At 68.8% G+C, this 26755-nt stretch carries 30 protein-coding genes; 12 read left to right on the top strand and 18 right to left on the bottom strand.

Annotated features, from left to right (window positions below):
• Positions 1 to 358 precede the first annotated feature (358 nt).
• From V7Q42_RS13805 to V7Q42_RS13845, 9 genes are all read right to left on the bottom strand, one after another.
• Positions 359 to 1978 carry an ABC-F family ATP-binding cassette domain-containing protein gene (locus V7Q42_RS13805; protein ID WP_333824672.1) on the bottom strand — a complete coding sequence of 540 codons (1620 nt, stop codon included), beginning with the start codon at positions 1976 to 1978 and terminating at the stop codon, positions 359 to 361.
• A gap of 155 nt (positions 1979 to 2133) precedes the next feature.
• Positions 2134 to 2805 (bottom strand): DUF2161 domain-containing phosphodiesterase, encoded by a 672-nt coding sequence (locus V7Q42_RS13810; RefSeq protein ID WP_333824673.1) that lies wholly within the window; start codon positions 2803 to 2805, stop codon positions 2134 to 2136.
• Positions 2806 to 3058: 253 nt separating this feature from the next.
• Complete coding sequence (locus V7Q42_RS13815) at positions 3059 to 3658, bottom strand: cytochrome b/b6 domain-containing protein (protein ID WP_333824674.1); 600 nt, start codon at positions 3656 to 3658, stop codon at positions 3059 to 3061.
• On the bottom strand, positions 3655 to 5277 hold the full coding sequence (locus tag V7Q42_RS13820) for a tetrathionate reductase family octaheme c-type cytochrome (RefSeq protein WP_333824675.1): 1623 nt from the start codon (positions 5275 to 5277) through the stop codon (positions 3655 to 3657). The genes V7Q42_RS13815 and V7Q42_RS13820 overlap by 4 nt, the downstream gene beginning before the upstream one ends.
• 183 nt (positions 5278 to 5460) lie before the next feature.
• Positions 5461 to 5685, bottom strand: a complete 225-nt coding sequence (locus V7Q42_RS13825) for a hypothetical protein (RefSeq protein ID WP_333824676.1) — start codon at positions 5683 to 5685, stop codon at positions 5461 to 5463.
• A gap of 100 nt (positions 5686 to 5785) precedes the next feature.
• A complete protein-coding gene (gene ygfZ, locus V7Q42_RS13830; protein WP_333824677.1) occupies positions 5786 to 6652 on the bottom strand; it encodes a CAF17-like 4Fe-4S cluster assembly/insertion protein YgfZ in 867 nt (288 codons plus the stop codon).
• Positions 6653 to 6836: 184 nt separating this feature from the next.
• Positions 6837 to 7559: a cytochrome c biogenesis CcdA family protein gene (locus V7Q42_RS13835; RefSeq protein ID WP_333824678.1), complete on the bottom strand. Its 723-nt coding sequence runs from the start codon at positions 7557 to 7559 to the stop codon at positions 6837 to 6839.
• A 115-nt stretch (positions 7560 to 7674) separates the two neighbouring features.
• The gene (locus V7Q42_RS13840; protein ID WP_333824679.1) at positions 7675 to 8070 is read right to left on the bottom strand and encodes a thioredoxin family protein; all 396 of its coding nucleotides are present in this window, start codon (positions 8068 to 8070) and stop codon (positions 7675 to 7677) included.
• Positions 8071 to 8290: 220 nt separating this feature from the next.
• Positions 8291 to 9022, bottom strand: coding sequence for a hypothetical protein (locus V7Q42_RS13845; RefSeq protein WP_333824680.1), 732 nt, complete (start codon positions 9020 to 9022; stop codon positions 8291 to 8293).
• A gap of 138 nt (positions 9023 to 9160) precedes the next feature.
• Here V7Q42_RS13845 and V7Q42_RS13850 point away from each other — a divergent pair, with 138 nt between their 5' ends.
• Positions 9161 to 9787 carry a LysE family translocator gene (locus V7Q42_RS13850; RefSeq protein WP_333824681.1) on the top strand — a complete coding sequence of 209 codons (627 nt, stop codon included), beginning with the start codon at positions 9161 to 9163 and terminating at the stop codon, positions 9785 to 9787.
• A 16-nt stretch (positions 9788 to 9803) separates the two neighbouring features.
• On the opposite strand, the gene V7Q42_RS13855 is transcribed toward V7Q42_RS13850, so the two are convergent.
• The 4 genes from V7Q42_RS13855 to V7Q42_RS13870 all read right to left on the bottom strand — a co-directional run bounded on the left by V7Q42_RS13855 (position 9804) and on the right by V7Q42_RS13870 (position 11711).
• A complete protein-coding gene (locus V7Q42_RS13855; protein ID WP_333824682.1) occupies positions 9804 to 10064 on the bottom strand; it encodes a hypothetical protein in 261 nt (86 codons plus the stop codon).
• A 173-nt stretch (positions 10065 to 10237) separates the two neighbouring features.
• Positions 10238 to 10672, bottom strand: a complete 435-nt coding sequence (locus V7Q42_RS13860) for a TIGR02301 family protein (protein ID WP_333824683.1) — start codon at positions 10670 to 10672, stop codon at positions 10238 to 10240.
• Positions 10673 to 10730: 58 nt separating this feature from the next.
• Positions 10731 to 11180: an NUDIX domain-containing protein gene (locus V7Q42_RS13865; RefSeq protein ID WP_333824684.1), complete on the bottom strand. Its 450-nt coding sequence runs from the start codon at positions 11178 to 11180 to the stop codon at positions 10731 to 10733.
• A gap of 6 nt (positions 11181 to 11186) precedes the next feature.
• On the bottom strand, positions 11187 to 11711 hold the full coding sequence (locus tag V7Q42_RS13870) for a hypothetical protein (protein ID WP_333824685.1): 525 nt from the start codon (positions 11709 to 11711) through the stop codon (positions 11187 to 11189).
• Positions 11712 to 11820: 109 nt separating this feature from the next.
• Between V7Q42_RS13870 and V7Q42_RS13875 the strand changes: the two genes are divergently transcribed.
• On the top strand, positions 11821 to 12531 hold the full coding sequence (locus tag V7Q42_RS13875) for an SOS response-associated peptidase (protein ID WP_333824686.1): 711 nt from the start codon (positions 11821 to 11823) through the stop codon (positions 12529 to 12531).
• Between the two features lie 36 nt (positions 12532 to 12567).
• Here the strand turns inward: V7Q42_RS13875 and V7Q42_RS13880 are convergent, their stop codons facing one another.
• Positions 12568 to 12828, bottom strand: coding sequence for a hypothetical protein (locus V7Q42_RS13880; RefSeq protein ID WP_333824687.1), 261 nt, complete (start codon positions 12826 to 12828; stop codon positions 12568 to 12570).
• Between the two features lie 195 nt (positions 12829 to 13023).
• On the opposite strand from V7Q42_RS13880, the gene fabI reads away from it, so the two are divergent.
• From fabI to V7Q42_RS13910, 6 genes are all read left to right on the top strand, one after another.
• The gene (fabI, locus tag V7Q42_RS13885) at positions 13024 to 13842 is read left to right on the top strand and encodes an enoyl-ACP reductase FabI (protein WP_333824688.1); all 819 of its coding nucleotides are present in this window, start codon (positions 13024 to 13026) and stop codon (positions 13840 to 13842) included.
• Between the two features lie 263 nt (positions 13843 to 14105).
• On the top strand, positions 14106 to 14330 hold the full coding sequence (locus V7Q42_RS13890; RefSeq protein ID WP_333824689.1) for a hypothetical protein: 225 nt from the start codon (positions 14106 to 14108) through the stop codon (positions 14328 to 14330).
• A 232-nt stretch (positions 14331 to 14562) separates the two neighbouring features.
• Positions 14563 to 15156 carry a histidine phosphatase family protein gene (locus V7Q42_RS13895; protein WP_333824690.1) on the top strand — a complete coding sequence of 198 codons (594 nt, stop codon included), beginning with the start codon at positions 14563 to 14565 and terminating at the stop codon, positions 15154 to 15156.
• 122 nt (positions 15157 to 15278) lie between these two features.
• Positions 15279 to 16100, top strand: a complete 822-nt coding sequence (locus V7Q42_RS13900; RefSeq protein WP_333824691.1) for a dienelactone hydrolase family protein — start codon at positions 15279 to 15281, stop codon at positions 16098 to 16100.
• 68 nt (positions 16101 to 16168) lie between these two features.
• Positions 16169 to 17272 (top strand): chorismate synthase, encoded by a 1104-nt coding sequence (gene aroC, locus V7Q42_RS13905; protein WP_333824692.1) that lies wholly within the window; start codon positions 16169 to 16171, stop codon positions 17270 to 17272.
• Between the two features lie 59 nt (positions 17273 to 17331).
• The gene (locus V7Q42_RS13910) at positions 17332 to 18012 is read left to right on the top strand and encodes a DsbA family protein (protein ID WP_333824693.1); all 681 of its coding nucleotides are present in this window, start codon (positions 17332 to 17334) and stop codon (positions 18010 to 18012) included.
• A 15-nt stretch (positions 18013 to 18027) separates the two neighbouring features.
• Here the strand turns inward: V7Q42_RS13910 and V7Q42_RS13915 are convergent, their stop codons facing one another.
• A complete protein-coding gene (locus V7Q42_RS13915) occupies positions 18028 to 19266 on the bottom strand; it encodes an MFS transporter (RefSeq protein ID WP_333824694.1) in 1239 nt (412 codons plus the stop codon).
• A 325-nt stretch (positions 19267 to 19591) separates the two neighbouring features.
• Here V7Q42_RS13915 and nadA point away from each other — a divergent pair, with 325 nt between their 5' ends.
• The 3 genes from nadA (at position 19592) to nadC (ending at position 23410) form a co-directional block, all read left to right on the top strand.
• Positions 19592 to 20785, top strand: coding sequence for a quinolinate synthase NadA (nadA, locus tag V7Q42_RS13920; protein ID WP_333824695.1), 1194 nt, complete (start codon positions 19592 to 19594; stop codon positions 20783 to 20785).
• 109 nt (positions 20786 to 20894) lie between these two features.
• Entirely contained in the window at positions 20895 to 22523 is a 1629-nt protein-coding gene (locus V7Q42_RS13925; RefSeq protein ID WP_333824696.1) for an L-aspartate oxidase, read from the top strand.
• Positions 22520 to 23410, top strand: a complete 891-nt coding sequence (gene nadC, locus V7Q42_RS13930) for a carboxylating nicotinate-nucleotide diphosphorylase (protein ID WP_333824697.1) — start codon at positions 22520 to 22522, stop codon at positions 23408 to 23410. Before V7Q42_RS13925 ends, nadC begins: the two co-directional genes overlap by 4 nt.
• A 207-nt stretch (positions 23411 to 23617) precedes the next feature.
• On the opposite strand, the gene V7Q42_RS13935 is transcribed toward nadC, so the two are convergent.
• A complete protein-coding gene (locus V7Q42_RS13935) occupies positions 23618 to 24091 on the bottom strand; it encodes an Lrp/AsnC family transcriptional regulator (RefSeq protein ID WP_333824698.1) in 474 nt (157 codons plus the stop codon).
• 164 nt (positions 24092 to 24255) lie between these two features.
• On the opposite strand from V7Q42_RS13935, the gene ald reads away from it, so the two are divergent.
• On the top strand, positions 24256 to 25374 hold the full coding sequence (gene ald / locus V7Q42_RS13940; RefSeq protein ID WP_333824699.1) for an alanine dehydrogenase: 1119 nt from the start codon (positions 24256 to 24258) through the stop codon (positions 25372 to 25374).
• Between the two features lie 90 nt (positions 25375 to 25464).
• Here the strand turns inward: ald and V7Q42_RS13945 are convergent, their stop codons facing one another.
• Together V7Q42_RS13945 and V7Q42_RS13950 are read right to left on the bottom strand one after the other, a co-directional pair.
• Entirely contained in the window at positions 25465 to 26013 is a 549-nt protein-coding gene (locus tag V7Q42_RS13945; protein ID WP_333824700.1) for a GNAT family N-acetyltransferase, read from the bottom strand.
• A 10-nt stretch (positions 26014 to 26023) separates the two neighbouring features.
• On the bottom strand, positions 26024 to 26656 hold the full coding sequence (locus V7Q42_RS13950) for a LysE family translocator (protein WP_333824701.1): 633 nt from the start codon (positions 26654 to 26656) through the stop codon (positions 26024 to 26026).
• Between the last annotated feature and the right edge of the window lie 99 nt (positions 26657 to 26755).

Below are 26755 nucleotides of genomic sequence, written 5' to 3' on the forward strand. Positions count from 1 at the left end.
ACCAGAGCAGGAACGGATTCTGGTTATGAACGGGGACAAACCGGGGGCAAGGTCAACTCCGGTTGAATATTTAGTTCTGAATTAGAGTACATATTCATGAGCTCTCCAATGGTCATTTGAACGGTCTCTGTCGATACCGTTCTCTTGGCATCATCGATCTCATTTTTAAGCATCGCGAAATTTCCCGTTTGTAATTGAATGAGTGGCGGAATCGCTACGCCTCAAGATTAGACGATTTTTTAATCTCAAAACAGTCCCCCTGATTCCAGGGGGGGATAATGCTAAGGCCGCATCATTGTTGAATGAGTGGAACTGGGACCGAAAGCAGAGGCTCGAATTCTCATCCCGCCCTTACCCCTCACCCCACCCCCGGCGCCTCGTGCCCCGTCCTCTCCACGTACTCCCGATACCCGCCGCCGTACATGTGCACCCCCTCCGGGGTCAGCTCCAGCACGCGGTTGGAGAGTTCGGCGAGGAAATGCCGGTCGTGGCTGACGAAGAGCATGGCGCCTTCGTAATCGCCGAGCGCGGTGATCAGCATCTCCTTGGTGGCGAGGTCGAGGTGGTTGGTCGGCTCGTCGAGGACGAGGAAGTTCGGCGGGTCGAACAGCATCGCCGCCATGACGAGCCGCGCCTTCTCGCCGCCCGACAGCACCCGGCAGCGCTTCTCGACGTCGTCGCCGGAAAACCCGAAGGCGCCGCACAGCGCCCGGAGCGAGCCTTGCCCGGCCTGCGGGAACTTCGCCTCCAGCCACTGGAAGATCGTCGCCTCGCCGTCGAGCAGGTCCATGGCGTGCTGGGCGAAATAGCCCATCTTGACGCTGGTGCCGATCTTCACGTCGCCGGCATCGGGCTCGGCGGCGCCGGCGATCAGCTTCAGAAGCGTCGACTTGCCCGCCCCGTTCACCCCCATGACGCACCAGCGCTCGCGCCGGCGAACCTGGAAGTCGAGGTGCTCGTAGATCACGCGTGAGCCGTAGCGCTTGTCGACGTGTTTCAGCGTCGCCACGTCCTCGCCGCAGCGCGGCGCCGGCGGGAAGTCGAACTGCACCGTCTGGCGGCGGCGCGGCGGCTCGACCCGGTCGATCTTGTCGAGCTTCTTCACCCGGCTCTGCACCTGCGCCGCATGGGAGGCGCGCGCCTTGAAGCGCTCGATGAAGGCGAGTTCCTTGGCGAGCATCGCCTGCTGGCGCTCGAAGCGCGCCTGCGCCTGCTTCTCGGCGAGCGCGCGCTGCGCCTCGTAGAACTCGTAGTCGCCGGAATAGGAGGTGAGTTGGCCCGCGTCGATCTCGATGATGCGGTCGACGATCCGGTTCATGAAGGCCCGATCGTGCGAGGTCATCAGCAGCGCGCCCTCGTAGCCGCGCAGGAAATTCTCGAGCCAGATCAGACTCTCGAGGTCGAGATGGTTCGACGGCTCGTCGAGCAGCATGGCGTCGGGCCGCATGAGCAGGATGCGGGCGAGCGCCACGCGCATCTTCCAGCCGCCCGAGAGCTTGCCGACGTCGCCGTCCATCATGTCTTGTGAGAACGCGAGCCCGGCCAGCACCTCGCGGGCGCGCCCCTCCAGCGCATAGCCGTCGAGTTCCTCGAAGCGATGCTGCACCTCGCCATAGGCCTCGATGATCGCGTCCATGTCGTCGACGCGATCGGGATCGGCCATGGCGTGTTCGAGCGCATGCAGCTCGGCGGCGATCTCCGAGACCGGACCGGCGCCGTTCATCACCTCGGCGACGGCGGAATGGCCCGACATCTCGCCGACGTCCTGATCGAAATAGCCGATGGTGATGCCGCGATCGATCAGCACCTGCCCCTCGTCGGGGATCTCGCGCCCGGTGATCATCCGAAACAGCGTCGACTTGCCCGCCCCGTTCGGCCCGACGAGCCCGACCTTCTCACCCCGGAGTACCGCCGCCGAAGCCTCGACGAAGAGAAGCTGGTGGCTGTTCTGCTTGGAAATGGCGTCGAGACGGATCATGAGGCGGCCGAGCTACGGGTAGGGAAAAGACGGCGCGCCCCGGCCGAGTTCACGGACTTTCGGGGCGCGAGGTACGGCGCGTCTGTCGCATGCGAGAGGGGAGGGGGCAAGGGGGAAAGGGGAAGCGGCAAGGGGAAAGGGCGCCGCCGCGGCGCTCAGCCGTCCTCCGGCGGCGGCAGCTGGCCGGCCCAGGTGGTGAGCGCGGCGTGCCCGGCGGCGGTCAGCCCGTACACGCCGCGCTCCAGCCGCTCGAACCAGCCGTAGACGTTCGCCTGCAGGATCTTGGCCGCGTCGGGCGCCCGAGCGCGCAGGTCGCGCGGCCGCCCGGGCGCCGCGGCGAGGACGCGAGCGATCGCCAGCGCCTGCTGACGGTAGGCCGTCATCTGCGGCGTTCGCGTCGATCCGCCGAGGTTGGGATCGCCGGTGCGGCGGCGATGTTCCTCGACGAGGCGCGACCGGCGCTTGACGTCGCGGCGCGGCTTCCAGGGCGCCGGCTCGACCACCACCTCGACGCCGCCGGCCGGCAGCACGGTCAACAGGCCGAAGCCGAGGAAGCGGCAGAGCTTCTTCACCCGCGCGTCGCTCTCCCGCCCGCGCCCGCGTCGCGATGCGGCGACGGCGAGCCAGATCTCGTCAGAGGCCGCGGTGCGCTCGACCGCCTGCAACACCAGTTCGAGCGTGAAGGTCCGCTTCAACTCGCCGATCACGACGATTTCCGGCTCCGAGCCGGAGAGCGCCACCAGATCGCAGCCCCGCACCTCGCCCTTCACCTCGAAGCCGAGGGCCTCGAGATGGCGTTTCACCGGAAGGTAGAGGTCGGTTTCCAAGGGGCCTGTCTCGCGCGGGAATCATCGGCGCCCGAGTGTGCATGCCCGCCTCGTAGGGCGGAATAGGCGAAGCCGTATTCCGCCGACCGAGCCGGCGAGGGCACACACCAGCGTCCCCACATCGTCATCCTCGGGCTCGCCCCGGGGACCCATCGGCGCCCGTCACGCTTCCACCTTCGTTCGACGCTGCCCGAAAAGAACCGCCGGCCGCGAGCCTCCCCGCGGCCGGCGCTGTCGTGTCACGCAGGCGATCTCAGTCGACGACCTCGGCCCGGCCGGTGATCATCGAGGCCGGGTAGTCCCACCACGGCTTGCCGGTGAAGGCCATGTAGACGTGGGCGATGACGAAGGTCAGCATCAGGAAGGCCGCCGCCACGTGGACGAAGGCGACCGTCGCCAGCGACGGCGTCGCCCCGAGGAGGCCGCCGATCTCGTCGCGATACATGTAGACGAGGCCGGAGAGCCAGATCGCCGGCGCGATCACCAGATCGAGGAAGAGATAGGCGAGCCGTTGCAGCGGATTGTGCTTGGCGACGCGCCGCTTGCGATAGGGGTGGTGCACCGCCGGCTGGAAGATGCCGATGAGGTAGTAGCGCGCCACCGCCCCCAGCCCCTCGGTGGTCGGTGCGTATTGGCGCCACTCGCCGGTGATCAGGTGCCAGAAGATGGCGAAGGCCCACAGGATCATCAGCGCCCAGGCGAGGAGCGTGTGGGTGTTGGCCGCCATCCCCCAGTCGAGGAAGGAGATGGAGCCGTGCACCGTGAAGCCGGTGACGCCGAGCCCCGACACCAACACCGCCTGGGTCCAGTGCCAGAACCGTTCGAAGCGGGAGAAGACGACAGCGGTGCTCATGACTGCCTCGCACGGTTCGAGGAGACGAGACGGATGGCGAGATGCAGCAGGACGCCGGCGAGGGTGGCCGCCGCGAGCGCCCAGCCGAGGAGCTCGAGCCAGCCGAAGCGATCGCGACCGGGGATGTAGCCGCCCGGAAGATCCTTCAGTCGGCCGTCCTTGGCGTGACACTGCACGCAGGCCAGCGCCTTCTCCTTGGGCGCCACCATGTGGGTGATCGGCCAGTAGTAGACGCTCTCGACGAAGGCGAACTTGCCGGAATAGACCGCGTTGGTCGCCTTCGCGGCGAAGGCCAGCGCCTTACCCCAGTCGAAGTTGCCCCAGAAGGCCGAGTCGTCCTTGCCGAACACGTGGTTCATCAGGAGAGTCTTGTTCTCGGTGTCGTAGGGCTGCTTGCCGCGCATCGCCTTGAACGGCCAGATGCGGGACTTCGGATCGTCGGCCGAGCCGCCGAGGGTGTTGATCGGCACCACCTTGGTGTCGTCGGTCTTCTGGTCGGCCAGCGTGTAGGCGATGTCGCCGTTGAACCAGCGATAGGTCGGCACGACGTTCGAGGCCCACTCGAAATTGCCCTTCATCGTGTCGTAGGTCGCCTCGCCGTGTGCATCGGCGACGACGAAGGGCTTGCCGTCCTTCAGCTTGCCGGCGGTCGACCAGTCCCACAGGGTCTTGGTCGGCTTGGCACGAGCGAATTCGGGCACGTGGCAGGTCGAGCAGGCGACCCGATCGGTGTGGCGATTCATCTTCGCGGCCTGCGCGCCGCCCTTGTGCGGCGTCACGCCGTGGCAGGATTCGCAGGTGGCGCGATTGCCGTCGCCGCGCCCGGGAACGTCGATGCCGTCGGTGTCGATCGCCTTGGTGGCGAACCGCGAACCGGCGGTGATGTGCGCCCGGGTGGTGTGGCAGGTCGCGCACGAGAAGTTCGCGCCGTCCTTGCCCATGTGGACGTCGAGGTCACGGGTCGGTGCCTCGAGCGAGGTGTCGAGGTCGCCGTGCTTCACCGCGTCGCCGCCGCCGCCGAGGAAGTGGCAGGCGCCGCAGGTGTCGCGGCTCGTCTGCCCGACCCCTTGCGCCACCTTGACCAGATCCACCGCCGGCCAGGGCTTACCCTTGGGGAATTCCTTCGGCGTGTAGGCGGGATGGCCGGCGTCGGTCGGGAACTTTCGATAGGTCTTCGTCGTGTCGTGGCAGACGAGACAGTCGACGTTGGTCTCCGACGCGAAGTCGAACTTGTCGTCCTTCCAGCCGAAGCCGATGTGACAGGACGTGCACCGCGGTTCGTTGGTCGCCAGCGATCCGCAGAAGTTGTTGATGACGTTCTTCTTGCCGAGCTTCTGGCCGGTCGTCGGATTGGTGTAGTCCCAGGTCCAGTGGAGGCTCTTGTGAACCTGCTTCGACGCTTCCGTGTGGCAGCTCAGGCAGGCCTTGGTGACCTCCGGCCCACTGGCGAATGGGCCTTGCAGTTCCTTGAATTTCGTGTGGTCGGCCGTCGAGACCTGTCGCGCCGGACCGGCCTCCTTGCCCGGTCCGGCGGCATACGACGTTCCCGTCGCGATCAGTGAGAGAGTTAGAAGCAGTCCAGAAATCCAAGATCTTCTGCGATCGCGTGAAGTGCTCATGGGATACACTCCTTCCACGATCGGGAGTTCATTCCCGAGGGTCTCGGATCGCCATGACACAGCGCAAAAATTTTATTCGGGTGTCACGGCATTCCCTTGGAAGAGATGGAGTTCAAAACATATATGTTGCGTATATGATTGGAATTGTCACAAATCGAACGCGAACGACGATGTGAATACTATTCAGACGCGATGTAGAAACATTCGGTCCGTCGGATATATAAGGAATATCAGATGTTTTCCTGCATTATCGAATTTCAGTTTTTCCTGATGTTCCGATCGATCGACCTGCGCTGAACGCCGACCGCCGTCGGTGTCGTCGGCGTCGGCGGGATCGGCGCTGGCCGGAGGTCGATAGGGGCGCGCGGCGTGACTTGCGCCGACCCGCCGTTCGGGCACGCGCCGCATGCTTCGGGGGGACGCCTCCGTCGAAACGCGATCCGTATTCGGAGTTAGGTGAAATTCCGGGTGCGAACGCGGCTCCTGCGCTCGGATCGGCGTCGTCGGATCACCCCGCCGCCGTCTCCGGCCAGTCGAATCGTGCGAACTCCGGCAGCTCCAGCGCCAGAGTGACCCCGCCGGCCTCGATGGCGTCGCCCATGTCGATCGCCTCTTTCGCCCGGTCGAGGCGGACCAGCGCCAGGGCGAGGCCGTCGGCGGAGGATCCCAGCGTGCCGAGGGTCTTGTCGCCGCAGGTGATGTCGGTGCCGGCGTCGGGCCACGCCGGCCGCGCCTCGAGCGCCTTGGCGATGACGATACGCTTCCTCGCCGTGCCGCGATGCTTCATCCGCGACACCACCTCTTGGCCGATGAAACAGCCCTTCTTGAAGTCGACGCCCGAGAGGTCGTCCATGTCGGCGTCGTGCGGGAAGGTGTCGCCGAGCGGGAAATCGAGGCCGCTCTCCGGCACGCCGAGGGCGATGCGGTGGGCGTGCCAGTCGTGCATCGAGGCGGTGGCGGCGATCGAGGTCCCGGCCGGGGCGAGCACATGGGTCGCGAACCCGGGCAGGCGCGGGTCGGCGAAGGCGAGCCCGCCCGCCGGCGCCGCGGCGTCACCGAAGGCGTAGGCGACGGTGAAGTCGGCGGAGCGGTCGGCGAGGGTGACGGCGGCGCGCAGGCGATAGAAGGTCAGCCGCTTGAGGAGATCGGCGACCTTCGCCCGCTCGGTCTCGATCAGGTAGCCGGCCTCGGTCTTGGTGAGGAAGAAGTCGAAGAGGATCTTGCCCTGCGGGGTGAGCAGCGCCCCGAAACTCGCGTCGCCCGGGCCGAGCGATTTCACCGTCGCGGTCACGAGCCCGTGCAGGAGCTGCGCCGCCTCCGGCCCGCCGACCTCGATCACGCCGCGATCGGCCCGAACCACCACACCACCCGCCATAGCTCCGCGCTCCCTCTTTCGTCTCGCCCGATCGTGGTCCGCCGCAGGCCGGCTGTCACGCCCCGAGTGTGGGCGGATTGCCGCTTCGGCGGGCCGTGGCGGACATGGGGAGGGGAGGGCGGCTCGGCAAGGGCGGGGACGCGCCCGCCTCCGCCTCCTCCGCCCCGAGGAGCGAGGGCGATGTTCAGAAACGGGTTGTCAGCGCCGTCAGCCATTCGGGCGACAGGGCCACCAGATGGGCTTCGAGCTGCTTGTCGTAGCCGCCGACGACCGACACCCCGAGACCGACGAGAAGAACGCCGAGGGCGATCTTGGCGCCCTTGCCGCCGCTGATCAGTCGGTCCCGCCACGCCATCATGACGCTACGCGACACGAGGCCGAGCCCGACCAGCGGCAGCGCCGCGCCGATGCCGAAGACCGCCATGATGATCGCGACGCTCGTGAGCGAGGATCCCTGCGCCGCGAGCACCGAGGCCGCGCCGAGCGTCGGACCGACACAGGGGCTCCACACCGTGCCGAGCAGCGTTCCGACGCCGAACTGCGCGGCGAGACCGCTCGTCGACGTCCGCATGAGCCGTCGATTGGCCCAATCGGAGATCGGCCCGCCGGCCGCCGCCAACCGGACCTGGAGCGCCGGGATCGCCAGCACCAGGCCGACGGCGATCGCCGCCACCGCCGCGACCTTGCGGAAGACGTCGCCGTCGAGCCCGATCGAGAAGCCGATCGTGGCGACGAACAGGCCGATGGTGACGAAGGACGTCGCCACCCCGAGGGCGAGGACGAAGGGGCCGGCGCGATGCTCGCTCGCCGCGGCGCCGAGCACGATCGGCACCAGCGGCAGCACGCAGGGCGACAGGATCGACAGGAGGCCCGCCAGGAAGGCGAGGCCGGAATTGGCCAGGTCCATCGGAGATCACCTCGTCTCGGCGCCCGCCGCGGCGCGCGTCGGGCCCGGTCGCCGGCCGTCGCCCCGTGAGGCGCGGCCTTTCTCCGGGCTCCGCGGGCACCGCGGCGGCGCTGCGTCAGATCGCCTTCGCCAGCAGGGCGGCGATCGAGTCGCGGTTGGTGTCACCGACCGACCGGCCGGTTTCCTTACCGCCCTTGAAGGTGATCAGCGTGCTCTGCGTCCGCACGCCGAAGCGCTTCAGCGCGTCCTTCTGGCTGTCGAAATCGACCCGGAACACCTTCAGCTCGCCGAATTGCGGAGCCTTGCGCAGGTCCTCGAGGATGGGCGCCTGCGCCCGGCAGGTCGGGCACCACGGCGCGTGGACCTCGACCAGGATCGAGGCCCCGGCGCCGTGTGCCGCATCGAAGGCGGCGGCGTTGTAGGGAACGACGTCGCCGCCGGCGGCGGCCGGCAGGGCGGCGAAGAGCGAGGCGGTGGCGCAGGCGGCCAGAACGAGACGACGGGTGGGCATGACGGACATCCTCTGCGAAGCGGGAACGGCGCCGAAGCCGGCGCATCTCCTCTTCGCAGCGGTGCGGTCGTGCGTTACCGGTCGCCGGCCGGCTTCACGTCCATGTGACGACCCGTGACTCGGGATGCGCAAACGCGCCGCTGCGGCGCACCGTCTCGGGTGGGGGCCGTCCCTCCGCTCGCGGGATCGGCGCACCGGCACGGCGGTGGTGTCGCTGCGCTCAGTCGGCCAGCTTGAACCAGTGCCAGGTGCCGTCCGGGCCGATGCCGACGGTGTAGAAGGTGTATTTGCCGATGACCTTCATCTCCTCGAAGTCGGAGGAGGTGACGATCTTGTAGACCTCGACCAACTGGTCCGGCGTCAGCTTGTCCGGGGCCATGGCGACGAAGGCCGGCCACACGTACATCTCCTGCGGCGTTCCCGGCTTGATCCGCGTCCAGCCCGATTCGAGCACGTCGGTCAGGATGGCGAGCAGCTCGAAACCCTGGCCGTCGCCCGACTGCGACTTGAGGAACTCGACCGGGTCGCCGATCTCGTGGATCGACAGGACCGGCGGCATCTCGTTCGACTGCATGACGATCTTGATCTTCTGCAGATCGCCGGAATAGGCGGCGTCGAGCAGGCGGCGACGCATCTTTGCCACCGCCGGCGGCAGGCCCTCTTCGCCCTTGTGCATCTCCGCGATCGCCCCGTCGGCGGCCGGCGACGTCGGGCCGGCCTGCGCCGGCGCGGCGGGCGCGCCGGGGCCGACCGACGGCTTCGGATCGACGACGATGCGTTCGGTGCCGACCTTCTTCGGCGGGTCCGACGGCGCGGCGGCGAGCGGCGAGAAGGTCACGGCGAGGGCGAGCGCGACCACCGCGCCCCTTGCCAGCGACCGGGCCGGGCGCGTAACCATCGAGGTGGCCACAGGTGCGGGAAGACAGTCGAGCGAGGGTGCGAGAATGGCCATCGCGAGGCTCCGTGCGCCCGCCGCGGGCACGGCCGGCATGTTATCGCCCTACCGCTCGGATGGAAGGGCCACGTCGCCGCTCTTTCCTCGGCTGTGGCTTCCGCGCACCGGCCGAGGATCCGGATCCAGGGAGGGGAAGTGATCGACGTCTGGCTCCTGATCACCGGCATCGGCGTCGGCATCGTCTTCTCCGCGCCCGTCGGGCCGGTCAACATCCTGTGCGTCCAGCGCGCCTTCCGCGGCGGCTTCTTCTCGGGGCTCGCCGCCGGCCTCGGCGCCGCCACCGCCGACACCTTCTTCGCCGCCATCGCCGCCTACGGCGTCACCGCCGTCTCCGGTTTCGTGGAGGGCCATTCCGATTGGCTCCAGGCGATCGGCGGCCTCTTCCTGGTGATCTTCGGCCTGAGGATCGCCAACGCCCACCCCCATCTCGACGAGAACGCCCCCGAGCCCGCCTCGCTCCTCTCCACCACCATCGCCACCTTCGGTATGACCATCACCAATCCGGCGACGGTGCTCGGCTTCCTCGCCCTCTTCGGCTCGCTCGGCGACCTCGCGCCGCGACCGGGCGATTGGCTCGGCGCCGGCTTCTTCGTTCTCGGCGTCGCGGCGGGGGCGTCGGGCTGGTGGTTCTTCGTCTCCGCCGTCGTGGCGATGCTGCGCGACCGCATGACCGACGACACGCTCTTCCGCGTCAACCGCCTGGCCGGCGGTCTCCTCGTGCTCTTCGGCGTGGCCATGGTGGGCCGGCTCCTCATTCGCTGAGGACCCGGACGGGGCGTCACTGCATCCGGCGATCGATGGTGAATTCGCCGGTGAGCAGACGCTGCGGCAGCTTCTCGGCGAGTTCGGCGACGGCCGTCTCGCCCCAGGTCGAGACCAGATCGGTGAAGACGGCGAAGAGGGCGGCCTGGGCGACGATGTCGCGCTCGATCCCCTCCGCCTCGGCGTCGGCCATGGCGTCGGTGATCATCTCGAAAGCGGCGCGCTTCTTCTCGGCGACCGACCAATCGAGGTCTTGGAGGTGCGTTTCGTCGAGCATTCCGGTCTCGGCGTCCTGTGCGGGGTCGCCCTTCGGCCCCGCCGTCCCGTCGATCATCGATAGCACGATCGGACCGCGAACACCCCTCCGCGGTGGCGACAATGTTAACAGACGTTAAAGAACGTTGTTCGATGGTTAACGCGGCGGGCGAAAACGCCACGACTTCGCCGGCGTCACGACCGGCCCCAGCGCACCACCACCTCCTGCGCCAGCGCCGCCCCTTCCGCGGTGTAGCGCTCGATCAGCGTGCGCGCCGTGTCGGTGCAGGTGTGGTGGGTCGCGGCGAGGCCGCGATAGGAATGGTTGAAGCTCTCGACGAGCCGCCGGGCGCGCTCGGGGGAGGGCTGTTCGGCCTCCACCAGCGCCGTCATCTGGTCGCGCCAAGTCTGCGCCTCGTCGGTGGCCCCGCACAGCGGACGCAGGTGATGCAGCGCCCCGAGGATCTCCGCGAGCCGCATCAGCTTGTCGTCGTAAGGCGCTATTTCCTGAGCCCGGGCGGCGACCGGCATCGCCGCGACCATCGCCGCCACGACCATGACGGCGAAGCGCGCGGCGAAGGATCGCCCGCGTCGTGCCGTTCGTCCGTGGTCCGTCGGTCTCTGCCTCATCGGGTCCGCCACCCGCGGCCGGATTCGTCGCCGCCTGGAGGAGAGCGATAGCAGATCTTCACCGCTCGACACCATCGAAGAGACGCCGCGCCGCGCGAATCCACGGCTCCACCCCCGCCATCAGCGGCACCTCCGCGAGCCGATCGAGCGACACGAAGCGCGCCGCCGCCGCATCGGAGCCCGCCGCCGGCTCGCCCGCCACCCAGTCGGCGGCGAAGACCTCGAGCACGATCCGCCGTGGCCCGTCGGCCGGCGGCGGCTCGGGGCGGATCTCCCGGGTTCCGACCCGCCCGATCAGGCGGATGGCGACCGCCACCTCCTCGGCGACCTCGCGCAATGCCGCTTCTTCGGCGCTCTCCCCCGCCTCGATGCCACCGCCGACCGGCGCCCAGCGGCCGATGCCCGGCGCCTTGCCCCGCTCGATCAGCAACACCTCGTCGGCGCGGAAGATGCAGACGCTCACGCCGAGAAGGACGCGCTCGGGTGTCTCGTCGGTCGGGCCGGCCATGGCGGATCAGGGAAAGAGTTCGTCGACCGCCGCCTGGGCTTCCGATTCGCCCGGGTCGTGGATCGGCGAATGCAGCACCGGCGCGCCGTTGACGATGCCGCTCGCCGCGGCGATCCCCGGCTTCAGCCGGCCGTCGAGGATGTCGCGGATGCGGAAGGCGACCTCCGGATCGGACGGATCGTCGGCTTCGACCAGTTGCAGCGCTTCGGCCATGGCGCAGTCGAGATGGGTGATCGCCGCGTCGAACTCGTGGCGGATCGCCGGATCGGCGGCGTGATAGGCGGCGACGGCGAGGTCGCGTTCGCGGAAATGCGACGCGCGGAAATAATCTTCGTAGCTCGCCGGAGCCCAACCGAGGACCTCATCGGCCATGTCCGGCATGTCCGGCACGAGCTCGAGCAGCATCACCACGTTGTTGAAGTGGTTGAGGTAGTCCGTCGCCAGCCGGGTGACCGGGTTGATGTTGGCGGCGGCGAGCACGTCGGGCCGCAGACGGTCCGCCAGTGCCGCATCCTGTTCCGCCCGACCCATCACCCATCCACCTGATTTCACACTCGATCGACCGAGCGTAGTATGGCGGCGGTTACGATTTGCTTACGGTGGTTTTCCGCCGGCGACGGAGAGAAGGAGAGGGGTCCCGATGTGCGGTCGTTTCGCCCTCACCGCCACGCCGGACGAAGTCCGCCGCCTCTTCGCCTTCCTCGACCAGCCGAACTTTCCGGGACGCGACGACATCCGGCCGACCGAACCGATCGGCGTCGTCGTCGTCCGCCAGGGCGAGCGGCGCTTCGAGCTGGTGCGCTGGGGCTTCGTGCCCGGCTGGGTCGAGGACCCGCGCGAATTCTCGCTGCTGATCAACGCCCGCGCCGAGACCGCCGCCGAGAAGCCGTCGTTCCGCGGCGCCATGCGCCACGGTCGCTGCCTCGTCCCCGCCGACGGCTTCTACGAGTGGCGCGCCGAAGGGGCGGGACCGAAGCGGCCGTATTTCATTTCCCGCGCCGACGGCGGCCTCGTCGCCTTCGCCGGGCTGACCGAGACCTGGGCCGGCGCCGACGGCTCGGAGGTCGACACCGCCGCCATTCTCACCGTACCGGCCAACGAGGTGGTGGCGCCGATCCACGACCGCATGCCGGCGGTGATCCCGCCGGAACATTTCGCCGATTGGCTCGACACCGCCCATGTCGATGCGAAAGCGGCGGCGAAGCTGCTCGTCCCGGCCCCGGCCGATCTCTTCACCGCGACACCGCTGCCGACCGCGGCCGAGCGTCGCGCGAGCAGCCGGCCGAAACCGCCACCGAAACCGCCGGCGCCGCCGAAGAAGGCGGACGGCGGTCAGATGGACCTCTTCTGAAGCGATGCCGCGGTCGGCGCGTCGCGCGGCGAGGGATCAGTCCCGCACCGTTCCGCAGGCCCAGATGCGTTGCGCCGGCACGGTGCGGGTGCGGCACACGCCGTGGGAATCGCAGACGCGGATGGTCTTCGCCGCCCCCTGCACCCAGCGGCAGCCGGGTTGCTGACCGGCGCGCAGCGGCGAACTGATCCCCGCCTTGACGTTGGCGGCGATGCCGTCGCCGGCGGCGGCGAGCCAGACGAGCGACGCGGCGGCGAACACCGCGGCGCGTCGGGAGATGGTGGGGCGCGACGTCATCCTCTCTCCTTCCGATTCGGATCTCGAAAGACCCTGCCGGCCGATCGTGGCCATGGTTCGGCGGGCGTGCGACCCCGTCGTTCGGAGGAAAGCGCGTTTTCTCGCCGTTTCCGCCGGCCCGGCCCGCTTGCGGGGGCGCCCGCGTCCGTGCCATAGAACCCGCCGAACTCGAACGAAGACAAAAGGGCAGTTTCCATGGCCGACACCAAGGGCCTGATGGCCGGCAAGCGTGGCCTCGTGATGGGCGTCGCCAACAATCGCTCGATCGCCTGGGGCATCGCCAAGGCGGTGCGCGAGGCGGGGGCGGAAGTTGCGCTGACCTATCAGGGCGATGCGCTGAAGAAGCGCGTCGAGCCGCTCGCCGCCGAACTCGGCGGCATCGTCGCCGGCCACTGCGACGTCACCGACGCGGCCTCCATCGACGCGGTCTTCGCCGAAGTCGAGCGGGTGTGGGGCAAGATCGACTTCCTTGTCCACGCCATCGCCTTCTCCGACAAGGACCAGCTCACCGGCCGCTACGTCGACACCACGGCGGAGAACTTCGACAAGACCATGAACATCTCGGTCTACTCCTTCACGGCGGTCGCCCAGCGCGCCGAGAAGCTGATGACCGACGGCGGTTCGATGATCACGCTCACCTACTACGGTGCCGAGAAGGTCATGCCGCACTACAACGTCATGGGCGTCGCCAAGGCGGCCCTCGAGGCGTCGGTGCGCTATCTCGCCGTCGACCTCGGCGGCAAGGGTATCCGCGTCAACGCCATCTCCGCGGGCCCGATCAAGACGCTCGCCGCCTCCGGCATCGGCGACTTCCGCTACATTCTGAAGTGGAACGAGTACAACGCGCCCTTGAAGCGCACCGTGTCGATCGAGGAGGTCGGCGCTTCGGCGCTCTACCTCCTTTCCGACCTCGGCCGCGGCGTCTCCGGCGAGATCCACCACGTCGACGCCGGCTACCACGTCGTCGGCATGAAGGCGGTGGATGCGCCGGACATCTCGGTGGTCAAGGACTGAGATCGGGCGACGGTCGATACGAGAATTTTCGTCGGGCGCTCCGGGAAACCGGAGCGCCCGACGGCGTCTCGGGGAGCACGGAATCTGAGGCTGTTCCCTGCACGTGCATCGATCTTGTCAGTTCATTGAGGCCGAGTTCTGTTGGGGAACCTGTGGACAACGCGGTATGGGGAGTTCGGACTCTTTACAACTGAATCCTCGGCACCCCTACTACCCCTTGTGGGTTGAGACCATTGATTCGCTAATGGCGAGGTCTGCCCACGATGAAGCTCCCGTCCAAACCGAAGTCACCGCTCGCGTCCGATCCGGATCCCGTGTTCCGGTACGAGCGCGAGAAGCCATTGGATGGCGGCGGCCGTCAGGCGGTGACGATCGCACTGACGAACAAGACACTGCGTTGGCTGGTTCTGTCGAGCATCGCCGCTTTCGGGGCCTATCAAAACTTCGACGCGGCGCTCCCTCTTTTGACGCGCCTGCTTCTTCGCTGACCTCTCCTCCTCGTCATCCCCGGGCTCGACCCGGGGACCCATGGGCTGCGCGACGCTTCGATACACCGCCGGGTCGCCGGGTCGAGCCCGGCGATGACGGATGCGGAGAGGTTGGTTCAGGAGCGACGGAGATGCGGCGACACGTTCGCGGGCTCCCGCATCGACCCCGGTTGAGATCCCTCCCTCCCTCGGCTAAGACGCGGGCGACGCTCCGCATCCCGAGGTTCGGCCGGTGACCCGCACGATCTATCACATCCGCCACGGCCTGACCGACTGGAACGTCGCCAAGCGGCTGCAGGGGGCGCAGGACATCCCGCTCAACGCCACCGGCCGTGCCCAGGCCGAAGCCAACGGCGTCGCGCTCGCCGCCCATTTCGCCGAAACCGGCCGCGATCCCGCGTCTCTGCGCTGGGTGTCGAGCCCGCTGATGCGCGCCCACGAGACGATGGCGCGGATCCGCCGCGCCGTCGGTCTCGGCCCCGACGGGCACGAGACCGAACGCGATCTGCGCGAGGTCGGCTACGGCGTCTTCGAGGGCATGACCCACGCCGAGATCGCGGTCGCCGATCCCGAGGCGGAAGACGCGCTGAACAACGACAAATGGCACTACTGCCCGCCGCGCGGCGAGAGCTACGTCATGCTCGCCGACCGCGTCGCCCGCTGGTGGGCGACCACCGAGGGCGACATGGTGATCGTCTCGCACGGCGGAACCTTCCGGGCGCTGCGCATCGCCATCGAGAACAATCGCGATCCCGACCTCGCCGTATACTACGTTCCGCAGGACCGAATATTCCGCTGGCAGGACGCCCGGGGGGCGTGGTTATAGTGTTCCGCAGAAAGTTTTTCCCGATGTCGTGGCGTGCGACGGGGGGCTTTCGTGCCGGAGACACGGACCGGCGGTGAGACGGATCGAAGAGGATCCGCGGAAAGAACTTCGGGAGAGACGGAATGTGTACCCTGGATGGATGCGGGACCAAGAGCAATCTGCCGCCGATCGTCGTGCCGGAGGCCGATCGGCGCGCCTTCCTCGCCGGGCTGGCTTCTCTGCCCATCGCCGCCATCCTCGCCGACCCGGCGTTGGCGCAGGCGACCGCCTCGCGCGTCGAGATGGTGACGATCCCCACCCAGCGTGACCGCTCCCTGAGCCTCGCCGTCGCCTATCCGGCTCAGCCCAAGGGGCCGGCGGTGATCCTCGTCCACGAGTGGTGGGGTCTCAACGACCAGATCAAGTCGGTCGCCGCCGAACTCGCCAAAGAGGGCTATCTGGCGATCGCCGTCGATCTCTTCGGCAAGGTCGCCGGCAGCGCCGAGGAAGCCAAGGCGCAGATGCAGGCGCTCGATCCGGAATGGGCGACCCAGGCGATGGTCGCCGCGGTGCAATGGGCCCGTCGCCACGAGCGCTCCACCGGCAAGGTCGCGACCTGCGGCTGGTGCTTCGGCGGCGGCTGGTCGCTCAACACCTCGCTCGCCGTGCCTGTCGAGGCCACGGTGATCTACTACGGCAACGTCAAGAAGTCGCCCGAGCAACTGAAGGCGCTCGCCGGCCCGGTGATCGGTCACTTCGGCACCCTCGACAAGTCGATCGACGGCGCCATGGTCGCCGGTTTCGAAGCGGCGATGAAGCAGGCCGGCAAGGCCGACAATCTCACCGTCTACTGGTACGACGCCGACCACGCCTTCGCCAATCCGACCGGCGCCCGCTACGACGCCGAGGACGCCGCGCTCGCCTGGAGCCGCACCCTGCATTTCCTGAAACAGGCGCTGGCGTGAGACGGCCTCGGCGATTTGACCGCGCCGGGGCGATCCCCTAGATCGAAGGCTCGATCCGGGGACCGTCCATGTCGCACAACACCTTCGGCCATCTCTTCCGTGTCACCACCTGGGGCGAGAGCCACGGCCCGGCGCTCGGCGCCGTCGTCGACGGCTGCCCGCCCGGCATCCGGCTCGACGCTGCCGACATCCAGGCCGATCTCGATCGCCGCAAGCCCGGGCAGAGCCGTTTCGTCACCCAGCGCCGCGAGGACGATATCGTCGAGATCCTCTCCGGCGTCTTCGCGGACGACACCACCGACGGTCAGCGCACCACCGGGACGCCGATCTCGCTGATGATCCGCAACACCGACCAGCGCTCCAAGGACTACGGCGACATCCGCGACAAGTTCCGCCCCGGCCACGCCGACTTCACCTACGACGCCAAATACGGCATCCGCGACTACCGCGGCGGCGGCCGATCGTCGGCGCGCGAGACCGCGGCCCGCGTCGCCGCCGGTGGGGTGGCGCGCAAGGTGCTCGATGCGCTCGTCCCCGGTGGGGTGAAGGTCCGCGCCGCGGTGGTGCAGATCGGAACGGAAGCGATCGATCGCGCCAACTGGGACTGGTCGCAAGTCGGCATCAACCCGTTCTTCTGTCCCGACCCGGACGCGGTTCCCCGCTTCGAGGAGTATCTCGATCGCATCCGCAAGGCCGGCTCGTCGATCGGCGCGATCGTCGAGGTCCAGGCCGAGGGCGTGCCCGCCGGCTGGGGCGCGCCGATCTACGGCAAGCTCGATCAGGACATCGCCGCGGCGCTGATGTCGATCAACGCCGTCAAGGGCGTCGAGATCGGCGACGGCTTCGAAACGGCGGAACTGACCGGCGAGGAGAACGCCGACGAGATCTTCGCCGGCAACGACGGCCCGAACTTCCGCTCGAACCACGCCGGCGGCATCCTCGGCGGCATCTCCTCGGGCCAGACCATCGTCGCCCGTTTCGCGGTGAAGCCGACCTCGTCGATCCTCACCCCGCGCCACACCGTCGATCGCCAGGGCCGTGACACCGAACTGATCACTCGAGGACGCCACGACCCTTGTGTCGGCATCCGCGCGGTGCCGGTGGCGGAAGCCATGATGGCGATCGTACTGGCCGACCACGCGCTGCGCCATCGCGGCCAGACCGGCCGCTGACGTCGCCGCGACGAGATCGTCGCCGCAACGCGGCCCGCGGTCGCGAGAGGATCGAAGAGATGAGCGAAGCCGACCTGCCGATCGAGCCCGAGACCGATGTCGACATCCTCGCCCCCGGCACGCTGATCGCGCTGGTCGATCCGCTGTGCGGCTGGTGCTGGGGCGCGGCGCCGGCGCTGCAGAAGCTCGCGGCGAGCGGTCGTCGGCTCGAGGTGGTGGCCTCGGGCCTCTTCATCGGGGATCGCGAGTTGACCCCCGAGTTCGCCCGCTACGCCTGGGAGAACGACCAGAAGATCCACGCCCTCACCAGTCAGCCGTTCTCGCAAGCCTATCGCGAAAAAGTTCTCGGCCAGGAGGGCGGCAAGATCGACAGCGGCCCGGCGACGCTGGCGCTCACGGCGGTGCAGCTCGTCGAGCCGGAGAAGGGGCTCTCCATCCTCCATGCACTCCAGGCGGCACGCTGGGCCGATGGCCTCGACATCACGGCGGAGCCCGTGGTCGCCGACGTGCTGCGTCGCGCCGGGGCGAAGGAAGAGGCGATCGCCGCCTTCCTCGCCGAGGACGACGCGGTCATCGAAGCGCTCAACATGCGCGCCACGCTCGCCCGCGATCTCATGGAGAGCGTCGGCGCCCGCGGCGTCCCGACGCTGCTGCTCGTCACCGCGACCGGTGTCACCCGCGTCGACGGCCGCATCCTCTTCGAAGACGTCGAGAGCGTGGTGACGCGCGCGACCGCCTGAGCGGTCACGCCGCCCTCACTCCGCCGGCTGCGCCGCCGCGCCCGGCACCGGCCGTTCGACCGGCTCTTCGCGGATCGGCAGGTGGATGAAGCCGGCGAAGATGCCGAGCGCCACGCCGATCCACCACACCGGATCGTAGCTCTTGTTCAGGTCGTAGAGCCAACCGCCGAGCCACACGCCGAGGAACGAGCCGATCTGGTGGGAGAAGAAGACGATCCCGCCGAGCATCGCCAGATAGCGCGTGCCGAACATCAGTGCGACCAATGCGTTGGTCGGCGGCACGGTGGAGAGCCACAGGACGCCGAGCACCGAGGCGAAGATCACCACGCTCGTCGGCGTCGCCGGTACCAGCAGGAAGACGGTGAAGACCACAGAGCGGGCGAAATAGATGAAGCTCAGCAGCCAGCGCTTCGGCACCCGCATGCCGATGAAACCGGAGCCGAGCGAGCCGATCACATTGAAGGCGCCGATCAGCATCAGCGCGATCACACCCCACTTCGGCTCGAGCCCGACGTCGGCGAGATAGGCCGGAAAGTGGACGCCGATGAAGGCGACCTGGAAGCCGCAGACGAAGTAGCCGGCGGTGAGCAGCAGGTAGCTGCGATGACCGAGCGCTTCCCGGAGCGCCTCGCCGATCGACTGATCGTGGCCGTGGTACATCTTCGCCGGCGGCTTGCCCATCAGCGGGATGGCGAGAAGCGGGATCAGGGCCATCAGCGCCGCGAGGATGGTGAGGCTGTCGTACCAGCCGTAGGCCTGGATCAGCCCCTGCGTCACCGGCGAGAACAGGAACTGTCCGAACGAGCCGGCGGCGGTGGCGAAACCGAAGACCATCGTCCGCTTCTCGGGCGTCACCGCTCGGCCGAACGCCGCCATGACGATGCCGAAGGCCGACCCGGCGATGCCGAGGCCGACGGTGACGCCGGCGGCATGGAAGGCCAGCGGCGTCGTCGCCCAGCCCATGGCGAGGAGGCCGAGCGCGTAGAGACCGGCACCGATGGTCAGCGTCCTGGCGGTACCGAAACGGTCGGCGAAGGCGCCGAAGAAGGCGCCGCCGATGCCCCACAGGAGGTTCTGCCAAGCCATGGCGAGAGCGAAGGTCTCCCGCCCCCAGCCGCGATCCCCGGTGATCGGTGTCAGATAGAAGCCCATCGAAGCGCGCGGGCCGAAATTGATCACCGTGATCAGGCAACCGCACACCACGATCAGCCACAGCGGAAAGCGCGACCCTGTGTCGCTCGACGACTGCGTCATGCTCCGAAGCACCCCCTCGTGCCGACTCGCCAGCGCCGCGACCGGTCGTCGCGTCGGTGGTCCACTCGCGGCGATCTACGCAGGAATACGTGCCGGGGAAAAGTCAAAAGAGCCGAAGTCTCCCATTCGCCGCGTTGATGGGACGGCGGGCGGCGCGACGCGCATTTCGATGATGCGCGTATGACGACGGGGTCTGTTCAAACCGCTCACGAGCCCCTATATTGCCTGTCGCCCGCGTGAATGAGGGCGAACGCCGGATGTTCCCGGTGTTTTTTCGGGCCGTTGATATGCTCAATATGAGCATAAGTCCGGAAGGAGAAGTGGAATGACCGAGACGGTCGAGGCGACGAACGAAGTTTCCGTGGGCAAGGCCCCGGCTCGGCGCACCCGTGGCGCCGCGGCGAAGCCGACCACGCCCGCCGCCGGCCGCGGTCGGCGCAAGGCCGCCACCGCGACGTCCGACATCTCGACGTCCGACGCCGCGAAGACCGCCGCCGAGCGTTTCGGCGTGCTGCCTCGTCCGAACCTCGACTACACCCCCGAGGTCGCGGCCGCGACGGCGCATCTCTACGAGCGCGTCGCCCACGTCATCCCGGCGGTCGAATGGCCGTTCCATGCCCCTTACGTCAAGGCGATCAACGACCTGAAGAAGGTCCGCAACGCCGTCATCCTGGCGCACAACTACATGACGCCGGAGATCTACCACTGCGTCGCCGACGTCGTCGGCGACAGCCTGCAGCTCGCCCGCAAGGCGGCCGAGACCGACGCCGACGTCATCGTCCAGGGCGGCGTGCACTTCATGGCCGAGACCTCGAAGGTGCTGTCGCCGGAGAAGACCGTGCTGATCCCCGACGGCAGGGCCGGCTGCTCGCTCGCCGCCTCGATCACCGCGGCCGACGTGCGTCTGCTGCGCCGGCGTTTCCCCGGCGTGCCGATCGTCGCCTACGTCAACACCTCGGCCGAGGTGAAGGCGGAGGTCGACATGACCTGCACCTCCTCCAACGCCGTCGAGGTGGTCGAGAGCTTCGGCGTCGATCGCGTCATCTGCCTGCCCGACCAGTATCTGGCGCGCTGGGTGGCGGCCAATTCCAAGGTGAAGATCATCACCTGGAAGGGCTCCTGCGAGGTCCACGAGCGTTTCACCGGCGAGGAACTCGCCGCCTATCGCGACGCCGATCCGGGCGTGCGCATCATCGCCCACCCGGAGTGCCCGCCGGACGTCATCGCCGCCTCGGACTTCGCCGGTTCGACCGCCAAGATGATCGACTTCGTCAAGTCGGTCCCCGCCGGCGGCCGCGTCGTGCTGGTCACCGAGTGCTCGATGGCCGACAACGTCGCCTCCGAAGCGCCGCAGGTCGATTTCGTGCGGCCGTGCAATCTCTGCCCGCACATGAAGCGCATCACCCTGCCCAAGATTCTCGACGCGCTGCTCGAGATGAAGGAGGAGGTCACCGTCGACCCGAAGGTGGCCGAGCGTGCCAAGGCCGCCGTAGAGCGGATGATCCACCTGAAGAACTGAGGTCCCGATGTGGGGCGGCCCGTCCGCCCCACGTCGCCGGGCGCGTCGGCGCCCGCTCCCCCGGCGCCTCATCGCGCGCCGCTGCGTCCACCTCCGGGCGGAGGCCATCATGGCCGACAGCGCATTCCACGACATCTCCACCCCGCGCTCGCACGACGGCATCGACGATGTCGTCATCATCGGCGGCGGGCTCGCCGGCATCTTCTGCGCCCTGTCGTTGGCACCGCGCCCGGTGACGGTGTTGACCGCCGCGCCGCTCGGCGGCGGCGGGTCCTCGTGGTGGGCGCAAGGCGGCATGGCCGCCGCCGTCGGCCGCGGCGACAGCCCGGAGAAGCACCTCGCCGACACGGTCGCGGCGGGAGCCGGCACGGTCGACGCGCGCGTCGCCCGGTTGATGACCCGCGAGGCGGAAGCCCGCATCCAGGACCTGCTCGGCTACGGCGTGCCCTTCGACCGCGACGCGAGCGGCGATCTCGCCGTCGGCCGCGAGGCGGCCCATTCCGAACGCCGTATCGTCCACGTCAAGGGCGACCGCGCCGGCCAGGAGATCATGGCGGCGCTGGTCGAGCGGGCGCTGGCCACCCCGTCGATCCGCATCCTGCCCGGCTGGGTCGGCGAGAGCCTGACCCGCGACGGCCGGTCGATTCGCGGCGTCGTCGCCCGTCCGAGCGAAGGCCGGGCGCTGACCACGGTGGAGTTCCCGGCGCATGCCGTGGTGCTCGCCTCCGGCGGCATCGGCCATCTCTACCGGGTGACCACCAACCCGCCCCAGGCCAACGGCCAGGGCCTCGCCATGGCGGCGCGCGCCGGCGCGATCATGGCCGACACCGAATTCGTCCAGTTCCACCCGACCGCCATCGACATCGGCCGCGATCCGGCGCCGCTCGCCACCGAGGCGTTGCGCGGCGAGGGCGCCATCCTGGTGAACCGCGACGGCCGCCGCTTCATGGCCGACTATCACGGCGACCTCGAACTGGCGCCGCGCGACATCGTCGCCCGCGCCATCCATGCCGAGATCCTCGCCGGCCGTGGTGCCTTCCTCGACGCCCGCACCGCCGTCGGCGCCGCCTTCCCGCAGAAGTTCCCGACCGTGTGGGAGAGCTGCGTCTCCGCCGGCATCGATCCGACCCGCGACACCATCCCCGTCGCGCCGGCGCAGCACTACCACATGGGCGGCGTCCTCACCGACGCCAACGGCCGCACCTCCGTCGACGGCCTGTGGGCCTGCGGCGAGGTCGCCTCGACCGGCGTCCACGGCGCCAACCGGCTGGCCTCCAACTCGCTGCTCGAGGCGGTGGTCTTCGGCTCGCGCATCGCCCGCGACATCCAGGGGCTGATGCCCAGCCCGCGGGTGGCGCGCTGGTCGGTGCGCCGCGCCGACGAAGAGGCCGAGCTTCCCGGCCCGGCCGACCCCGGCACCATCGACATCATCCGCACCACCATGACCGACCACGTCGGCGTGGTACGCACCGGCGAGGGCCTGGCCAAGGCGCTGGCGATCTTCGACGAGCTCGAAGCCCGCACCCGCGACGTCGCCACCTCGAATTCGCTGATCGCCGCCCGCCTGATCGCCGCCGCTGCCTGGGGCCGTCGCGAGAGCCGCGGCGGCCACTGGCGCGCCGACTTCCCCGAGACCGATCCGGCCCGGGCGAAGCGCACCTATCTGACGCTGGCCGACGCCCGCCGCCTGTCGGTGGAGGCCCGCGCCTCTTCCACCCCGGAGACCATCCCCGCATGACCGAGGCTCGTGAGCCGGCGGCGCCCGCGCCCGCCTACCTGCCCGAACTGCCGCGCCTGTTCGTCGATCGTGCCGTCGAAGCCGCCCTCCTCGAGGATCTCGGCCGCGCCGGCGACATCACCGCCCAGGCGACGCTGCCCCCCGAAGCCAAGGCGATCGCCGCTTTCGTCGCGCGCAAGCCCGGCGTCTCCGCCGGCATCGACTTCGCTCGCCGGGCGATGGCGATGATGGATCCGGCGATCCGCTTCTCCACCCTGATCGCCGACGGCACCAGATTGAAGCCCGGCGATGTCGTCGCCCGCGTCGAGGGTTCGGCTCGCGCCGTGCTCTCGGCGGAGCGGGTGGCGCTGAATTTCCTCGGCCACCTGTCCGGCGTCGCCTCGGCGACCCGCCTGTTCGCCGACAAAGTGGCGCACACGAAGGCCAAGATCGTCTGCACCCGCAAGACGACGCCGGGCCTGCGCGCCTTCGAGAAATACGCGGTGAAATGCGGCGGCGGCGCCAACCACCGCTTCGGCCTCGACGACGCCATCCTGATCAAGGACAACCACATCGCGGTGTGCGGCTCCGTCGCCGAAGCCATCCGCCGCGCCCGCGGCTTCGCCGGCCATCTCGTGAAGATCGAGGTCGAGGTCGATCGACTCGATCAGCTCGTCGAAGCGATGACCGAGCGCCCCGACGCGGTCCTCCTCGACAACATGGGCCCCGACATGTTGCGCGAGGCGGTGAAGATCGTGGCCCACCGCGCCGCGACGGAAGCCTCCGGCGGCGTGACGCTGGAGACCGTCGCCGCCATCGCCGAGACCGGCGTGGACCTGATCTCGACCGGCTGGATCACCCACTCCGCCCCGGTGTTGGACATCGGGTTGGACATCGATGTGAGGTGAGGGGCAGAGGCGTCGCGCCGCGAGCGTGAAACCCTTCTCCCCTCGCGGGAGAAGGTGCCCGAAGGGCGGATGAGGGGGCTGGGCCCCTCCGCCTGTCTCGGAACCCGCGGTCGCCTCCGAGTTGCCGCTTCGCGGCGCCCCCTCATCCGGCCCTGCGGGCCACCTTCCCCCGCGAGGGGGGAAGGAAGAGGGTACGCGGCGCCCCTCTCACACCGGCACCCGCGTCGTCCGCTTGACCGTCCGGAGCGTCAGCTGCGACTGCACCCGCACCACCCCCGGCAGGCGCGTCAGCACTTCCGAGTGCAGGCGCTCGAGGTCGGCCATGTCGCGGAAGATCACCCGCATCAGATAGTCCGACTGGCCGGCGAGGAGATAGCACTCCTGGATCTGGGCGACGTGGCGCACCTTGGCCTCGAAGGCGTCGAGGCGGGCGCGGTCCTGGCTGTCGAGGGTGATCGACACGTAGGCGGTGCCCTCGAACCCCGCCTCCTGCTGGTCGAGCACCAGATGCGCGCCGGCGACGAGGCCGCTCTCCATCAACAGGTTCACCCGCCGGAGACAAGCGGAAGCCGACAGATGCACCCGCTCGGCCAGCTCGGCATTGGTCAGCCGGCCATCGGTCTGCAGCTCGGAGAGGATCTGGCGGTCGCGGTCGTCGAGGGAGGTTGACGGATACGTCATGGGCATAAAATTCGATCAATTCGAGACGTGGCCGAATTTATCACCGTTCCGAACCGTTTGAAATCCCCTCTTCGGCGAGAAATTGCGTGTGAGCGGCCGCATCATTCGAACATCGTTCGACGGCGACGGGGATCTCGCCGATCGACCTCGAGGAGGATCATCCCATGCGCATCGGTGTGCCCAAGGAAATCAAGGACCACGAAGATCGTGTCGGCCTGGTGCCGGCCTCGGTGCGTGAGCTCGTCGCCCATGGCCATCAGGTCCTGGTCGAGAAGGGCGCCGGCAAAGGCGCCGGCATCGCCGACAAGGACTATCTCAAGGCCGGCGCCAAGATCACCGACGAGACCGACGCGATCTGGGCCGGCTCCGAGATGATCGTCAAGGTCAAGGAGCCGCTCGCCGTCGAGCGCAAGAAGCTCTCCGCCGGCCAGACCCTCTTCACCTACCTCCACCTCGCCCCCGATCCGGACCAGACCCGCGATCTCGTCGACAGCGGCGCCACCTGCATCGCCTACGAGACGGTGACCTCGCCGACCGGCGGCCTGCCGCTGCTCACCCCGATGTCCGAGGTCGCCGGCCGCATGGCGGCGCAGGTCGGCGCCCATGCGCTGGAGAACGCCTCCAAGGGCCGCGGCATCCTGATGGGCGGCGTGCCCGGCGTCGCCCCGGCCAAGGTCGTCGTCCTCGGCGGCGGCGTCTCCGGCACCCACGCCACCACCATAGCGCTGGGCATGGGCGCCGACGTCACCGTCGTCGACCGCTCGCTCGACGTGCTGCGTCGCCTCAACGTCCAGTTCGGCGCCCGTCTGAAGACCGCCTACTCGACCCGCGAGGCGATCGCCGATCTCGTCGCCGACGCCGATCTGGTCATCGGCACCGTGCTGATCCCCGGCGCCGCCGCACCGAAGCTGATCACCCGGCCGATGCTCAAAACCATGAAGCGCGGTTCCGTCATCGTCGACGTGGCGATCGACCAGGGCGGCTGCACCGAGACCTCGCGTCCGACGACTCACTCCCGCCCGACCTACGTCGTCGACGGCGTCGTCCACTACTGCGTCGCCAACATGCCCGGCGGTGTCGCCCGCACCTCGACCTTCGCGCTCAACGCCGCGACCCTGCCCTTCACCCTGGCGCTCGCCGACAAGGGGTGGAAGCGCGCCATCGCCGAGGATCCGCACCTCGCCGAAGGCCTCAACGTCCACGCCGGCCGCGTCACCTACGCGGCGGTGGCCGAAGCCCTCGGCTACGATCTCCTGCCGACCGCCAAGGCGCTCGCCGCCTGATCGCTCGGTCTCCCGAGGAGAAAGAAAGGCCCCGCGCCGATCTCCCCGGCGCGGTGTCTTCGTTTTCGCCGTCGCGTCCCGTGTCCGACGTCATCTCGCGAAAGGTGCGGTTCGCTCGAACAGCACCAGCTCGAGCCCTTGCCGTGTCGTCCGGCCGAAGGGGCGAAAGCCGAGCCGGCCGGCGAGGCCGAGCGACACGGTGTTGGCCGGGTCGATCATGCAGACGCCGCGTGCGGCGGGGAACCGCCCGTCGAACCACGCGACCGCCGCCGCCATCGCCTCGCCGCCGTAGCCCTTCCCGCGCGCCTCTCCGGCGATGATCCACATCGCTTCCGGAGCCTCGTCGAAATGCGCACCGATCCCGCGGCGGAAACGAGCGAAACCGACCTCGCCGACGATGCGCCCGGTCGCCTTCTCCTCCACCAGGAAGGGGGCGAAGCCGAAGACCCGACGATGGCCGACGAGCCTGAGCAGCCGCGCCCAGGCGCCTTCCGCGTCGAGGATCGGTGTGAAGGAGACGCCGTCCGGTGGTGGCGCCCACAAAGGCGTGTAGGCGTCGATGTCGGCGGCGCGGTGGGCGCGCAGAATCAGGCGCTCGGTGACGATCGTTTCGCCCGTGAGGTCGTCGCTCACGACCATGGTGCGCACTTCACACCCGCGCCCACAGACGCGGCACCGCGTCCCACAGCGTCGCGGCGGCGAAGCCGAGGAAGAGGCCTCCGGTGATGCGGACGATCCACACCGCGTGGGTGAGGTAGAGCCGCCGCATGACCGAGGTGCCGACCAACCAGGCGAGGATGACATCGCCGGCGAGGAAGCCGAGGAAGGCGGCGGCGAGGAGCGCCGGCATGGCGTCGAAGGAGAGGCTCTCCGACTGACCGGTGAAGAGCGCGGTGAACATGGCGAGCGCCACCGGATAGCTCTTCGGGTTGGTCAGCCCGAACATCACGCCGCGGCGATAGGGGTGGTGGCCGATGAGGTCGTCGGCGCCGCGCGCCGAGGCGGCGTTCACCGCCCGCCAACCGAGATGGCCGAGATAGAGGCCGCAGGCCAGCGCCACCAGATCGAACAGCAGCGGATCGAAGACCTGCGCCCCGACCAGCGCCAGGATGGCCAGCGAGCACCACAGCAGGTCGCCGAACAGGTGTCCGGCGAGGAAGAACAGCGCCGGTCGTCGTCCCTTGGCGGCGCCGATGCCGACGAGCGCCAACACCGCCGGCCCGGGCGAGACGACGTAGAGACATCCGGCCACGGCCGAGGCGAGGAGCGTGGTGATCTGCATGGACGAGATCCTAAACGCACGCGTGTCGTGCCGTCTCGGGTCGGCTCGAATGTCGGCCATGCGCAGCGGCGGTTCTCCACCGAGTTTGGCACGGTCGAT

It is taken from the genome of Pinisolibacter sp. (assembly GCF_036782435.1).
Lineage (GTDB): Bacteria > Pseudomonadota > Alphaproteobacteria > Rhizobiales > Ancalomicrobiaceae > CALBKH01.